16 protein-coding genes are annotated in these 14094 nt (G+C 62.5%); 8 read left to right on the top strand and 8 right to left on the bottom strand.

Annotated elements, in window-relative coordinates; all coding sequences use genetic code 11:
* Positions 1-1096 (bottom strand): YgcG family protein (locus HX873_RS26180; RefSeq protein WP_177123416.1); only part of this gene is annotated, 1096 nt, incomplete at its 3' end.
* Positions 1097-1223: 127 nt separating this feature from the next.
* On the opposite strand from HX873_RS26180, the gene HX873_RS26185 reads away from it, so the two are divergent.
* Complete coding sequence (locus HX873_RS26185; RefSeq protein WP_177123417.1) at positions 1224-2042, top strand: alpha/beta fold hydrolase; 819 nt, start codon at positions 1224-1226, stop codon at positions 2040-2042.
* On the top strand, positions 2029-3204 hold the full coding sequence (locus tag HX873_RS26190; protein WP_177123418.1) for a PAS domain-containing sensor histidine kinase: 1176 nt from the start codon (positions 2029-2031) through the stop codon (positions 3202-3204). Before HX873_RS26185 ends, HX873_RS26190 begins: the two co-directional genes overlap by 14 nt.
* On the opposite strand, the gene dapF is transcribed toward HX873_RS26190, so the two are convergent.
* Positions 3173-4006, bottom strand: coding sequence for a diaminopimelate epimerase (dapF, locus tag HX873_RS26195; RefSeq protein ID WP_177123419.1), 834 nt, complete (start codon positions 4004-4006; stop codon positions 3173-3175). The genes HX873_RS26190 and dapF overlap by 32 nt on opposite strands.
* Positions 4007-4136: 130 nt before the next feature.
* Here dapF and HX873_RS26200 point away from each other — a divergent pair, with 130 nt between their 5' ends.
* The gene (locus tag HX873_RS26200; protein ID WP_102368839.1) at positions 4137-5195 is read left to right on the top strand and encodes an alginate lyase family protein; all 1059 of its coding nucleotides are present in this window, start codon (positions 4137-4139) and stop codon (positions 5193-5195) included.
* 45 nt (positions 5196-5240) lie between these two features.
* Entirely contained in the window at positions 5241-5741 is a 501-nt protein-coding gene (locus tag HX873_RS26205; RefSeq protein ID WP_177123420.1) for an AAA family ATPase, read from the top strand.
* Here the strand turns inward: HX873_RS26205 and HX873_RS26210 are convergent.
* Positions 5738-7300 carry a murein L,D-transpeptidase gene (locus HX873_RS26210; RefSeq protein ID WP_003210192.1) on the bottom strand — a complete coding sequence of 521 codons (1563 nt, stop codon included), beginning with the start codon at positions 7298-7300 and terminating at the stop codon, positions 5738-5740. The genes HX873_RS26205 and HX873_RS26210 overlap by 4 nt on opposite strands.
* A 37-nt stretch (positions 7301-7337) precedes the next feature.
* Between HX873_RS26210 and HX873_RS26215 the strand changes: the two genes are divergently transcribed.
* The gene (locus HX873_RS26215) at positions 7338-8051 is read left to right on the top strand and encodes a murein L,D-transpeptidase catalytic domain family protein (RefSeq protein WP_023658766.1); all 714 of its coding nucleotides are present in this window, start codon (positions 7338-7340) and stop codon (positions 8049-8051) included.
* Between the two features lie 86 nt (positions 8052-8137).
* Entirely contained in the window at positions 8138-8887 is a 750-nt protein-coding gene (locus HX873_RS26220; protein WP_008435386.1) for a creatininase family protein, read from the top strand.
* Between the two features lie 152 nt (positions 8888-9039).
* Here HX873_RS26220 and HX873_RS26225 read toward each other — a convergent pair whose 3' ends face one another.
* Both HX873_RS26225 and HX873_RS26230 read right to left on the bottom strand, forming a co-directional pair.
* Positions 9040-9381 carry a hypothetical protein gene (locus HX873_RS26225; protein ID WP_003210199.1) on the bottom strand — a complete coding sequence of 114 codons (342 nt, stop codon included), beginning with the start codon at positions 9379-9381 and terminating at the stop codon, positions 9040-9042.
* A 29-nt stretch (positions 9382-9410) separates the two neighbouring features.
* Positions 9411-10049 (bottom strand): ATPase, encoded by a 639-nt coding sequence (locus HX873_RS26230; protein ID WP_177123421.1) that lies wholly within the window; start codon positions 10047-10049, stop codon positions 9411-9413.
* 143 nt (positions 10050-10192) lie between these two features.
* Between HX873_RS26230 and HX873_RS26235 the strand changes: the two genes are divergently transcribed.
* Entirely contained in the window at positions 10193-10456 is a 264-nt protein-coding gene (locus tag HX873_RS26235; protein ID WP_008435390.1) for a hypothetical protein, read from the top strand.
* Between the two features lie 15 nt (positions 10457-10471).
* Here the strand turns inward: HX873_RS26235 and HX873_RS26240 are convergent, their stop codons facing one another.
* Together HX873_RS26240 and yfcF are read right to left on the bottom strand one after the other, a co-directional pair.
* The gene (locus tag HX873_RS26240; protein WP_003210205.1) at positions 10472-11203 is read right to left on the bottom strand and encodes a GntR family transcriptional regulator; all 732 of its coding nucleotides are present in this window, start codon (positions 11201-11203) and stop codon (positions 10472-10474) included.
* A 33-nt stretch (positions 11204-11236) separates the two neighbouring features.
* On the bottom strand, positions 11237-11869 hold the full coding sequence (gene yfcF, locus HX873_RS26245; protein ID WP_177081444.1) for a glutathione transferase: 633 nt from the start codon (positions 11867-11869) through the stop codon (positions 11237-11239).
* Between the two features lie 171 nt (positions 11870-12040).
* Here yfcF and HX873_RS26250 point away from each other — a divergent pair, with 171 nt between their 5' ends.
* Positions 12041-13471: a hypothetical protein gene (locus HX873_RS26250; protein ID WP_003210208.1), complete on the top strand. Its 1431-nt coding sequence runs from the start codon at positions 12041-12043 to the stop codon at positions 13469-13471.
* Here the strand turns inward: HX873_RS26250 and HX873_RS26255 are convergent.
* Positions 13468-13992 (bottom strand): DUF924 family protein, encoded by a 525-nt coding sequence (locus tag HX873_RS26255; RefSeq protein ID WP_008435398.1) that lies wholly within the window; start codon positions 13990-13992, stop codon positions 13468-13470. The genes HX873_RS26250 and HX873_RS26255 overlap by 4 nt on opposite strands.
* Positions 13993-14094: the final 102 nt, after the last annotated feature.

Below are 14094 nucleotides of genomic sequence, written 5' to 3' on the forward strand. Positions count from 1 at the left end.
ACCCCGACCCGCCGCTGATACCGTGGGCAAAGATGAACAGCGCCGCGAACGAAGCGAAGGGAAACGCCAGCAGCCATCCCGTGGCGCCCTTGTCAATCAATGCCCCCACGATCCCGTACACCACCAGCACCGCCACCAGCCGCGCGATAAAGCCCACCTGGCTCTCTTGCCACATGCTCTTCATCACTAGGAACAGGCCCAGATACAGGCCCAGGACCAGCAACCCTGCGAATGGATAAGCCAGCCAGTGAATAAGGGATATCTCCCGCACGAAGTTATCGGTCAGCAGCACGCCGGCGATGTAGCCCAACAGCACCAGCACGGTGTAAAACGCCGCCCTCGCCTGCCACAACGCGCCGAAAGTAGCGCCACCGATCAACATGCACAGGGGCAGCAACAGCAAATAGACCGGCCAGTCCTTGCCGCCCGCAACCGCAACCAGCACCACGGTGACAACAACCACCGCCATCAGGGCCCGGCGCCAAGGGAGTTTTTCGGCGCCCATCAATACCCCGACCACCCCGCCAAACATAAATGCCAGGAGTACCGCATACGCTTCAGGCGGAAAACCGGCCTTGGCCACCTCGGGCAAGTTGCCGCCGTCCACCAATAGCGTCAGGTCGTCCACCGCCTGCTGCACGCCGCCGGCGTAATCGCCCTGGCGAAAGGCCGGGGTGATGTGTTCTTCGATGATGCGGTGGGCCAGCAGGTCGGTGACCACGCCTTCCAGGCCGTAACCGACTTCGATCCTAACCTTGCGATCGTCCTTCGCCACCAGCAGCAGGATGCCGTCGTTGACGTCCTTGCGCCCCAGTTTCCAGGCACGGAACAGTTGGTTGGCGAAGTCCTCGATGCCAACGCCCTGGGTGCTCGGCAGCAGCATCACCGCCACCTGTGCGCCCTTGCGTTGTTCGAGACCGGCGAGTTGCGTGGTCATACGCAATTGAGTGGCGGCGTCGAGGGTGTGGGTCAGGTCGATCACGCGCTGGTCCAGCGCAACCGTGACCGGCGCCGGGGGAACGGTATCGGCCCACACCTGCGAGCCGGAAACGATCAGTAGCAAGCCCAAGACACATTGCCGTAGGAACACCATCATGTTTTGTTACCTGAAGTTTCATCCTGAATCGGCCGACTTTACCCTATCGACGCTATAAACAGGTGACCCGACGCCACCGACTATCTAGACTTACGCCACCCCCACACACGCCCTACACGAGAACGCCATGGACCTTCAGCAGCGCAACAACGTCAGGGTGTATGGCAGCGGTCCCACGACCCTGGTTTTCTCCCATGGCTTCGGGTGTGATCAAACCATGTGGAATTATCTGTTTCCTCACTTCACCGGCCGTTTCCGCGTCGTGCTGTATGACCTGGCGGGGGCTGGCCAGTCCGATCTGGGCGCGTACGACAGCGAAAAATACAGCTCACTCGCCGGCTATGCCCATGACCTGGGCGAGATTGTTGATGAATACGCCGCGGGCCCGGTGGTGCTGGTGGGGCACTCCGTCAGCGCCATGATCGGCGCCCTGGCCGATCGCCAGGCGCCCGGAACAATCGCCGCCCATGTGATGATCGGTCCTTCGCCCTGCTATATCGATTCCGGTGACTACACGGGCGGGTTCACCCTCGACGATATCCATTCGTTGCTCGATACCCTCGACAGCAATTACCTCGGCTGGTCCAGCACCATGGCCCCGGTAATCATGGGCGCACCCGGGCAACCTGCACTCGGCGAAGAACTGACCAACAGCTTCTGCCGCACCGAGCCCGACATCGCCAAGCGCTTCGCACGGGTGACGTTCCTGTCGGACAACCGCCAGGACATCGCCGGCCTGATGACCCCCACCCTGATTCTGCAATCCACCGACGACTTGATCGCACCGGTCTGCGTGGGTGAATACCTGCACGCGGCGTTGCCCGCCAGCACGTATTGCCTGGTCGATAACGTGGGGCATTGCCCGCACATGAGCGCACCCGGCGCCTGTTCAGCGGCCATGGACAGTTTCCTGTTGCCATGGGTGGGTGCCGATGCCAGCCGATAACCTGTCGTTGCCGGACTCTCAACGTTTGTTCGACGGTGCGCCCTGCGCCTTGGTAGTCACCCGGGAAGACGGCACCATCGTGCAGGCCAACCAGTGCTTCAGCGACTGGACCGGCTTCAGCATCGATGAGTTGAAAGAACGACGGTTCCAGGACTTGCTGACGATGGGCGGGCGGATCTTCCATCAGACGCACTTGGGGCCACTGATGAAAATGCAGGGCTCCATCGCCGAAGTGAAACTCGACCTGCTGCACCGTGACCGGCGCACCGTCACGGTATTGCTCAACGGCGTCAGGCACGAACATGCCGGTATTGCCTACAACGAACTGGCCCTTTTCGGCACCACCGACCGCGACAAGTACGAGCGCGAGCTGCTCAACGCCCGCAAACTGGCTGAAGCCTTGCTGCAGGAAAAGACCGCCGCTGAAGTCGCGCTGCATCAGGCCCAGGCCGAACTGAGCAGCGCCTATGAAATCGCCCAGCGCCGGGCGCTGTTTGCCGAGCAGATGGTCGCGATTGTCAGCCATGACCTGAAGAATCCCCTTACCGCGATCAAGATGGCCTCGGAGTTCCTCGCCCGTGGCGAGCGCAGCCCCAAGGAGCGCCAACTCCTGGGGCATATCGGCCTGTCCACCGAACGGGCGCAGCGGATGATCGCCGACTTGCTGGACTTCACCCAGGCCAGAGTCGGCCAGGGCATCAGCATCAATCCCGTAGCACTCGACCTGCACGCCGTCACCCGTGACAGTCTCGACGAGTTGCGGGTGGCGTTCCCCACGGCGACCCTCGAACATCACGCCACGGGCAGCGCCCGCACGTTCCTGGATGCCGACCGCATACAACAAATCATCGGCAACCTGGTGGCCAACAGCGTGGCGTACGGCGACCTGCAACAGCCGATTACCGTCACCTCGCACCAGGACGCGCAAGAGAGCCGGCTCTCGGTGCATAACCACGGCCCGGCCATTCCCGAAGCGTTGATGGCTGGCTTGTTTGAGCCCATGACCCGAGGCACGGAGCAGGACAGTGAGGTGCGTAGCGTTGGCCTGGGGCTGTTTATCGTGCGGGAAATTGCCAAGGCCCATGATGGAGGTGTTTCGGTGAGCTCAAGCCCGGACCGGGGCACCACCTTCAGTGTGCACTTTCCATTGCGCCACCCATGAGCGCGGCAGCCACAGTGCCGTGAACAACGGTTTGGACAGCCCCCGTCAACACCACGCCGCCACGCCCATCCCAATGCACCGTCACGGTACCGCCATCGCATTGCACGTCGACGGTGTCATCCAGCAGCCCACGACGAATCCCGTTGACCACCGCGCCACAACAGCACGAGCCCGAGCCTTGCGGGACACCGCCGCCCCGTTCCCAGATGCGCAGGCGGATATGACCCCGGTCGAGTACCTGCACGAAATGCACGTTGGTCTTGTTGGGGAACAGCGGGTGGGTTTCCAACGACGGCCCAAGCGTCGCGATATCGACCGCCGCCAGGTCGTCGACAAAGAAGGTGCAATGCGGGTTGCCCATGCTGCACGCCGCCGGGTCGCCCTCCAGCGGCAAGCGTTCGGTGTCCATCGCCTGCGCCAGCGGAATTTTTTCCCAGCCCAATGAAGGCAGCCCCATGTCCACCGACACCCGCTGTCCCGATTCGCGCACGCACGTCAGCAGCCCCCGGTTGGTTCGCAGCACGAGGGTGGCAGTGCCGGCTTCGCGCATCAGCATGTCTGCAACCCCGCGGGTGGCGCTGCCGCAGGTGTCGAGCGGGGTGCCGTTGGGGTTCCAGAATGTGATACGGGCGGCCGCGTCAGTGCAGTCGAGCACCACGGCCAATTGATTGAAGCCGATGCCGCGATGACGGTCACCCAGGCGGCGGGCGATTTCAGCGGTGATCGGGTCATCCTGGCCGCGCCGGTCGATCACGATGAAATCATCACCGTGGGCGTGCATCTTCACGAACTGCAAAGTCATGGGGCGTCCTGTTCTCGACCGGGCAAGGCCTGCAAGGATAGAGGGCTGGCGGGTATTTCATCAAATTTCCATCACGGGCATGGTAGCGTGGCTGCGCCCCGATCGGGTCAATCCATCCCTGAGGAACAGCATGCTCCAACGCCCTCTGCACACCGTGGCCCTCGCCGCGCTGCTCGCCGCGTTCGCCAACGCCGCCTTTGCCGCGCCCCAGGTGCTGAGTGCCTGCCAGCCCGCCACCTCGAATCCGACCTCCAAATCACTGCTGGCTGCCGCCCAGCGCCACCTCGGCGACCAGCCCGACGCCCTGCCCCATCTGCACACCGAAGGTACCCTGCCGAACCACGGCATCCGCGAGCAAAGCATCGCCGCAGAGAAGGATTGGCCAGTCATGCGCCAAGCGGCCCTGGCCTGGCGCCTGAGCCGTGACACGCGCTACCTCAAGCAAGTGGATGACTACCTGAGCGCGTGGGCCAGCACCTACCAGCCGGACTTCAACCCGATCGACGAAACCAACCTCGACATGCTGATCAGCGCCTACGCCCTTACCGTCAGCGACCTTCGCCCCCAGACCCGCGACGCCACCCGCGCGCTGCTGACCAACCTGGGCAATGGCTATATCGAGCGCATCAAGCAGTTCCACGGCGAAAAGAAAGCCACCAACACCAATAACTGGCAGAGCCACCGCGTAAAACTGGTCACGGTGGCCGCCGCCGCACTGGGCGACCGCGAGATGCTCGAACAGGCCTTCCAGCTGTTCCGGCAACAGATCAACGACAACGTACTGCCCGACGGCTCGGTGAGCGACTTCCAGGACCGTGACGCCCTGCACTATGTGGTCTACGACCTGGAGCCGCTGGTGCAGGCCGCGCTGGCGGCCAAGCCCTACGGCATTGGCGGCAACTGGCTGGACGTCACCGCGCCCCACGGTGGCTCGCTGAGCGAAGCACTGGACTGGCTGGCGCCGTATGCCAAAGGCCAGCGCAGCCACGAAGAGTTCGTGCATACCCACGTGCAGTTTGACCGGGACCGGGCCCGCGTAGGTGAGCCTGGCTACAGCGGCGAATGGAACCCGAAAAGCAGCAATACGCTGTACTGGCTGGCGGCGCAGTTGGACGCCCGGTATCTGCCAGTGGCCGAACAACTCGCGCCCAAGCCTTCGGACTGGATCAGCGCCTGTTATTTGAAGTGAGTCGCCCCGTAGACTGAGCCGACTCACCCCTTCGAAGGATCGACCATGCTTATTGTGTTCAGCGGCCTGCCCGGCACCGGGAAGACCACGATTGCCAAGGCCCTTGCCGGCCAATCCGTCGCCGTGTATCTGCGCATCGACACCATCGAGCAGGCCATCCGCGACGCAGGGGTCCTGGAGCAAGGTGTGGGCAGCAGCGGTTACCAGGTGGCCAATGCGCTGGCGTTGAGCAACCTGTTGCTGGGCCGCACGGTTGTCGTCGATTGCGTTAACCCGGTGGCTGAAAGTCGTCAGGCGTGGAGCGACACCGCGCTAAGCGCCGATACGCCGCTGGTGAATATCCAGGTGGTGTGCTCCGACCCACACGAACACCAACGTCGCGTGGAGTCACGCACCAGCGATATTCCGGGGCTCACGCCGCCCACCTGGCAGTCCGTCCTGGCCCATGAATATGAGCCATGGGCCGAGTCGCCATTGACCGTCGATACGGCGCGCTTGCCTCCCCATGAGGCGCTGACGATGATCAACGCACAGCTAAGCGCCTAGAGCGCACTCTCCATCGCCTTCATCAACACCGGGTCGCGCCCGTAAATGTCCGGCGCGTAGAGCAACGCGCCCTTGCCATCGACCTGCACCGTCCAATACCCCAGCAGCACCGGTACCGGCGTCGCGAGCCGGAACTCGTGGGTGGTTTCCGTCGCCAGCAATTCTTCGGTGCGGATCTTCTCCGCCGGGCTCACCAGCAAGTCGCGCAACAGCAGCGGCTGCTCAACCCTCACACATCCCGAACTGAAGGCCCGCGGGCCCTTGGAGAACAGCGGCTGGCTCGGCGTGTCGTGCAAGTACACCGAATACGGGTTGGGAAAGCGCAGCACGATCCGGCCCAGCGGGTTGCGCGGGCCGGCGCCCTGGCGCAGCAGGATGTTGCCGGGGTGCGACCAGTCGACCTGTTCCGGTGCCAGCGGGTTGCCCTGGCTGTCGAGCACTTGCAGGTTCTGCTGGCGCAGGTATTCGGGGTTCAGGCGGATCGCCGGCAGCTTGTCCTCGCGCATGATGGTGGGCGGGATGGTCCAGGTGGGGTTCAGGGTCAGCCGGGTGATGCGCGACTTCAGCAGCGGCGTCTGGCGGTCGGCGCGGCCGACTTGCAGGCGGGTTTGCCACACGGGCACGCCGCCCTGGTAGAAGCTCAGTTGCGCTGCTGCCACGTTCACCAGCACGCCCTCGGGTTCCAGGTCCCGGGACAGCCAGCGAAACCGTTCAAGGTTGATGCGCAATTGTTCGCGGCGAATCGCCGGGCTGATGTTCAGCTCGGTGACCGTGCCGGGGCCGATCACGCCGTCGGCTTGCAGGGAATGGCTTTGCTGGAAGGTCTTGACCGCGTTGACCAACTCGCCACGGTATTGCGTCCCCGCGGAGGTGGCGCTCAGGTAGCCGCCATTGACCATTCGCCGCGCCAGTTGCGGCACCCGCGAATCGTCCATGCCCGGGCGCAACAACGGGCCGCTGGCCACGGCTTCCCAATGCTGCAACGGTTGCTGGCGCAAGGCGGCGTAGGCACTGCGCAGGCCAAGGTATAGCGGCGCGCTCGGGCGGGCCTGGTCGAAGGCTTGGGCGACGTTCTGCATGCCGGCCTCGGCCATGGCCAGCAATTGGGTGTCGGGGTCCGGGGCAGGTTGCGAATGCCAGACGGGCTCGAAGCGCGACTGCTGCAAGCGGCCGAAATGCAGGTCCTGCAGGGCTTGCAGGTACTGCTGGCTGGTACCGATGTCGATGCACAGCACGTTCCCCGTGGCATCCGCCGGGGGCAGTCTATAGTGAGTCGGGTCAAGGCCATCGTCGGCCAGCAACTGCAGTTGGGCTAGCAATGCGGCGCGGCGATCCCCCTCGGACCACAGCACCACGTCGCCCTGCTGCTGATAAAACGCCTGCAGACGCGCCAGGGAAGGCGCATCGACCTGCCCGGCCGGGCCTGGGCAAACGGTCGACAATTGCGAGAGCGCCAATTGCACCGGGGCCGGCGACACCACCAACAGGTCTTCGGCTGTCGCGACCAGCGGTGCAACGAGCAGGCAAATGCTCAAGTAACATGCGTGTTTTTTGAACAATCGCTTAGCTCCCATCCACGGCGGAGATGCTTTATACATGCTGACCTTTTGCTGCCGACTCGGCCTGATCATCTCGACCTTTGCCTCGCTGAGCACCGTTGCGCTCGCAGACACGGGTAAACCTCTTACTCTGTATAGCAGCCTCGCCCACGCCGCTCCAGAACTCAACCCCGATGTACTGAAAAGAGCCTTGAGCGCCATGCAATGCGCGGTGGGCAATGGCATCGAACAGTCCGACCGGCTGGCGGTGATCGACTATTCCCAACCTTCGACCGCTCGTCGCCTATGGATCTTCGACCTGCGCAAGAAGACATTAGTGCTGCGGGATTTGGTGGCCCACGGACAAAAATCCGGGGAAAACTTCGCCACCCAGTTCTCCAACCGTGAAGGCAGTTACCAGTCCAGCATTGGCTTGTTCCGCACCCAGGAGAGCTACGAAGGCGCCCACGGCTACTCGCTGCGCATGGACGGCCTGGAGCCGGGTTTCAATGACCGTGCACGGGACCGCGCCATCGTGATCCATGCCGCCGACTATGTAAGCCCGTTGTGGAGCAAGCGCGAAGGCCGTATCGGCCGCAGCCAGGGCTGCCCCGCCGTACGCCCGCAGGTAGCGCGCCAAGTGGTGGACAAACTCAAGGACGGCCAGTTCATGTTTTCATGGTACCCCGACCAGCGCTGGCTGAAGTCCTCGGCTTACCTCAACTGCAAGCCGCGCCAGATGGCGAGTGCCGGTACGGTCAAAGGCGGTTGATGCTCTCGCTGTTGCCGTGCACCATGCGGCTCACGCCACCAGGAACTCCACCGTGTTCCTGGGCTTGATGAGAGAGAGAACCTGAGATGCTTTTACATCAATCCACCTGGATCGAGATTGGCCAGTTTCTGGAACGCAGCCGCAGCATCGTGATTCCCATCGGCTCCAACGAACAACACGGCCCCACCGGCCTGTTGGGCACCGACTGGATGTGCCCGGAAATCATTGCCCATGAAGCGCAGAAGAACGCCGACATCCTGATCGGCCCGACCTTCAACATCGGCATGGCCCAGCACCACCTGGGCTTCCCGGGCACCATTTCCCTGCGCCCTTCGACCTTTATCGCGGCGATTGGCGATTGGGTACGTTCGTTGGCAGGCCATGGTTTCGAGAAGATCCTGTTTCTCAATGGCCACGGCGGCAATATTGCCTCGATCGAAGCGGCGTTCTCCGAGCTGTATGCCGAGGCCAGCTTCAGCGGGCGCCCGTCGGGTTATGCGCTGAAACTGTGCAACTGGTGGGACCTGGAAGGCGTGAACGAACTGGCGCACCAGCAGTTCCCGGTGGGCCACGGCAGCCATGCCACGCCGTCGGAGATCGCCGTGACCCAATGGGCCTACCCGGACGCAATCAAGTCGGCAGACTACTCGCCGCAAATCGCCAACACCGGCCCGATTCGCGAAGCCCGCGACTTCCGCGCGCGTTTCCCGGATGGGCGCATGGGTTCAGACCCGGCGCTGGCCACCCCGCAAAAAGGCGGTGAGTTGGTGGCGTTGGCGGCCAAGGGGTTGGTGAAAGCGGTCGAGACGTTCAGCAGCGAGCCAAAGCCGAGCTGAATCATTCGCTCAAGACAATGAAGATCAACTGTGGGAGCTGTCGAGCTTTAGCGAGGCTGCGATGGGATCACCTCGGTGTCACTGTCAGACCGCAGTGATGCTATCGCAGCCTCGCTGGGGCTCGACAGCTCCCACAGACTGGCCCCAGTCGATTACAGGCAATCCTGCGCCGCATGCTCGAACCGCGACGGCTTGAACGTCGATGCCAACGGCTTGCGCTCGTACAGGAACACCTTGCCGCCGTCCTGGGACTTGTAGACTTCGAGGATGTTGTCCGCGGCGATCTTGCTGCTCACCACGATCCGGGCATGCCGCGAATTCTGCGTGACCGTGGAGGTCATGCCGTTTTTCTCGAACTTGGGCACCACGCACTGCACGTAGGCTTCAGGGTCCTTGGCGGTTTGCAGGGTGAGGGTTGGGGCATTGGGGGCGGATGCACAGCCCGTCATCAATAAAGAAGCAGAAGCCATCGCTGGCACTAACAACACGCGCATAAAAATTCCTGAAAAATAAACGAAGTGGGCTAACCGGCAGCGACCAACGCCTTGAGCGAGGCATCGAACTGCTTTAATGCGTTCAACTGAACGTCGCGCTGCTGCCCAATCTGTGCAGCGATCTGGGGCGCCGTTTTGTCATGTACCCACACATTAGGCAAGTGCATTTGCATCGAACCCTCGGCTTTGGCGATGTATTGCAGGTCAAGGTCATAGAACTTGGCAACAAACCGCGCTTCCACCCGATCATTACGCTGGGTCAGCAATTGGTTGTAGGTATCTAGCATCACCACCACATCCGGGTGCGCCTGCAACAGCGCATCAAGGTTGTCGTAACGGGTGACCGAGGCAAAGGTGTGCCGCAACGAAGCCATCAGCCAGTCAATCGCCAGGTCCGGGTCGGAACTGTCGACGAAGGCCTGGCGAATCTGCTCGTCCAGCTGGCCCTTGGCACCATTGACCGCCATGGCGTGGTAGCGCGCCAGGTACTCAAGGTTGTCGAGGGTGTTGTCGCTGTAGAGCACGCCGACCGATTGCGAATGCTGCAACCCGACCGGGCTGGCGACGATTGGCGCCAGGTGGCTGGCTTGAACCCCCCCGGCCGACGCAGAGCCAACCATTGTGCTCATCAGCAGCGCCACCAGGGCCAAACCGGTAAAAGTCCTCATCGCAGGGTCCTTGCACATCATGTTCAATGATGGCAATTGTCCTCCTTTTTCAGAAAAACAGAACTCGCAATACTTGATGGTGACTATTATCTAGAGCAATAGTGTCGTGCAGGCCGCCTCACACAAAATGATAAGGAACGCCTATGAAGCCCCACCAGAAAACCTTCGATCGCATCCGTGAAGCTGTGCTTCCGGAGTTTCGCGAGCGGGTTGCCGATTACCTGGTCGACTATGAGGAAGTGCTGCTGGACAACGCCGCCGAACCGGAAGTGGTCTACGCGATTGCCCAGCAATTGCGTGGCTACTTGCGCGGCTTGAACACCACCCGGGTGCTGGGCATGGCCGACTGGGAAGACCTTGACCGCCGGGTGGTGCAAAGCTGGCTGGTGCTGCTCAAAGCCGAATAGCACCGCGCCTCAAGCTCAGCGTATATCCACGCGATAACGGAAATGTTCGGCGTGGCCACGGCCGCGTCGCAACTCCAGGGGTTGGCCGGCGTAATCCCGGGCCAGCCGCTCGATCACCATCACCGGGCTGCCCACCGGCACCTGCAACCAGCGGGCCCACACGTCATCGATGGACTCGGCGGTGAGGGCTTCCTCGGCAGAAGCGACTACTTGCCCGCAGACTTCTTCGTAAGTGGGGTACAACAGCAATCCCTGCCGGGTCAGATCCACGTCCAGCAGCGCCTGGAACCGCTCGCGCGGCAGCCAGATTTCCTCGGCCAGCACTGGCCCGGTGTCCAGCACATGTACCCGCACGATGCAGATTACCGGCGCATCCGCTGCCAGCCCCAGCACCTCGCTCACCGACAACGGCGCCTTCACCGGCTTGACCGACAGGATCCGGCTCTGCGGCAGCTGACATTCACCGCCCGGGCCCTGGAAGCGGAAACACCGGAACAACGACGACTGAAACTTCGGGCGGCGCACAAACGTACCACGGCCCTGCTGGCGCTCCAGAATGCCCTCGCCCACCAATGCCTCGATCGCTTTACGCACGGTGCCGGTAGACAACTGGTACTGGGTGGACAACACCGCTTCAGGGGGAATAGCCGCACCGGCACGCCAGTGATTATTGGCAATCTGCTCAATCAGATGATCCCGAAAACGCTGATACAACGGCAGGCGGGAGTCACTCGACAGTATATTCATGGATCAGGATTCACTTAGTAATTAAGGAGGTGACTACAGCGACGGTCGTGCCTGCTTGACCCATTCCTGGACCGAAGGCCGTTGCCATTGGTGCTGGGCATACGCCACCAGGTTGGCGGGCACGCTGTCACCGTTGAGGATCAGCCGATTGAGCATCACGGCCAGGTCCACGTCGGCAATCGACCACGCGCCGAACAGGTAGTCGCGGCCGTCGGCCAACAGCGCCTGCGCCGCGTTGATCAGCGTGTGGGCCGCTGCTTCAGCAACCGGCGACAGCGGGTCGCCCTTGAGCCCGTAAAACACCACCAGGGTCGAACGTTCCTGCCGAATCGGCATCAAGTCACTGCGCAACCACGCCTGCACCTGCCGCGCCCTCGCCCGCTGGCGGGGTTCGGCCGGGTACACCGGCACCTGCGGGAACACATCCTCCAGGTACTCGGTAATCGCCGATGACTCGGACAGCGCAAACTCACCCTGCACCAGGGTCGGCACGCGCCCCGTCAGCGACAAGTGCGTGTACGCGTCAGTCTGGTTCTCGGCCGTGTCGAGGTTCAACGTGAGCAGTTCAAATTCAAGGCCCTTTTCCCGCAGGGTCACAAACACCGACATCGCGTAGGGACTGGTGAAATGGGCGTCAACGTACAGGCTCAGCGGGCGATGGTTCACGGCGACATCTCCTTGGTGGGAGCACCACACTACGAGATCGCGCCGCGCAAATGAAATGCGCGGTTTTTATGGGGGCATTCCTGGCTGGAATACCATCGATAATGGCAATACTATGGCCCCTTGAACCCCACCCGTAACGCCCCGAAAAGCGGATCAAGGAACGATCACTAGATGAAACAAGCGGTTGTCGTCATCCACGGAATCGGCGAGCAGCGCCCGATGGATACCCTGCGTGGCTTCGTCGAAGCGGCGATCCCGGCGGACACCCCCGAGGCGACGCCTTTCTACTGGAGCAAACCCGACCGGTTTTCGCGCAACTTCGATTTGCGCGTGTTGAAGTCGGCGGGTCGCAACACCACCGATTTCTACGAGTACTACTGGGCCCACAAGATGCAGGGCACCAAGGTCGGGCACCTGCTCAGTTGGCTATGGGACATTTTCAAGCGCCCGCGCCGGGATATCCCGACGGCCATCGTGCCGATCTGGCGCGCCACGCGCTGGGCCTTGCTGGCCCTGCTCGTGCTGCTGGTCAGCGGAACCCTGGCGACGCTGTATGGCCGATTCCCCCACAGCGACAACCCCTTCGCCCTGATCCCGGTGCTGCTGGCGGTGATCGGCCTGGCCCTGAAGTACTCGGCACTGTCATACCTTGGCGATGCCGCCCGCTACCTGAGCCCCAACCCGCAGAACGTGGTGGTGCGCGAACAGATCCGCGCCGATGGCGTCGACCTGCTGCGCGCCCTGCATGACAAGGGTGATTACGACCGCATCATCGTCGTCGGCCACAGTTTGGGCAGCGTGATTGCCTACGACATCGTCGGCTACCTGTGGCACGAGCATCACGATCAGTTACGCCCCGGCGGCCCGGAACTCGCCGCCCGCTACGCCAATCACGAGCGACTGCAACCGGTGGTCCAGGACACCCTGCCAAAGGCTGGAAACGCCCTCGACGGCCGCCTGCAAAGCCTCCTCAGGTTCCGCGAACAGCAAGCCGAAGCGTTTATCGAACAACGCAACCTCGGCAACCCGTGGCGCATCACCGACCTCGTCACCCTCGGCAGCCCGATGGCCCACGCCAGCCTGTTGCTGGGCCGCAGCGTGAGCGACTTCCAGCGCCGCATCGAACGCCGCGAAGCCCCCGCCTGCCCGCCGACGCTCGACGATAAGGGCTACGGCTACAGCGGCCGGCTGCCCGTCACCGTGGGCGGTCGCCCATTTTCACCCCTGTATTTGCACCATGCCGCGGCCTTCGCCGTGACCCGTTGGACCAACCTCTACTTCCCCGCGCCCCTGGGCCTGTTTGGCGACATCGTCGGCGGCCCGGTCAGCCCGGTGATGGGCCCCGGCGTACTGGACCTGCCGGTCAGCGTGGGCAAATGGAAAGGCTGGCTCGCCAGCTCCTGGCTCAGCCACACCCATTACTGGAGCGAACGCGGCGGCGCCAAGGGCTACCTGAATAAACTGACCACCGATGACGCGGCGATTACCCAAGGCGAACGTCCGTCGGCGACTGAAGCGTTGCGTTGGGCGATTGATCTCAAGGGTGTGCGGCGTTTTCGCCAGGCGGGCGTCAGAGACTTAGTGGCTGAACCCGAGGCCTAGCCCGAAAAGCCACCGTCCTCCAGGAACGCCCGCTCCTCCTCTGTCGTGACCCTGGCCAACACCTCATTACGATGAGGAAAGCGTCCGAACCGCTCGATGATGCGGGCGTGCTCCTTGGCCCAGCGGTAGGTATTGGCATCAAGGTCCTTGTTCAGGGCCACCGACAGCTGTTGATCCCCGGGATCTTCAGAATGCTCGAAGGGCAAATAACAAAACGCCCGCAACGGGGTTTCGATCGACTTGTCCATCCCCGCCTCGACCATCTGCCGCGCGTACAAACGCGCCAGCGGGTCGGTGGCGAACATATGCGCCGTGCCACGGAAGGTATTGCGCGGGAACTGGTCCAGCAGCAACAGCAACGCCAGCGCGCCTTCCGGCGTTTGCATCCAGCTCTCCAGTTCGCGCCGGGCCGCCTGCAAATGCGTGGTGTAGAAAGCCTCGCGAAAACGCCGGTCAAACCCTTCATCCTTGGCAAACCAGAGCTTGGGCCCCGCCTGTTTCCAGAACTCAATAACCGCCATTGCTGCATTTTCGATCGTCGTCACAATCCTCTCCTCACTCACTCCACAAATTTCATCATCACTCTAAACAAAATCTATAAAGTTTCGGAACGTGTCTGAATG

The organism is Pseudomonas sp. P7758, assembly GCF_013386485.1.
Classification (GTDB): domain Bacteria; phylum Pseudomonadota; class Gammaproteobacteria; order Pseudomonadales; family Pseudomonadaceae; genus Aquipseudomonas.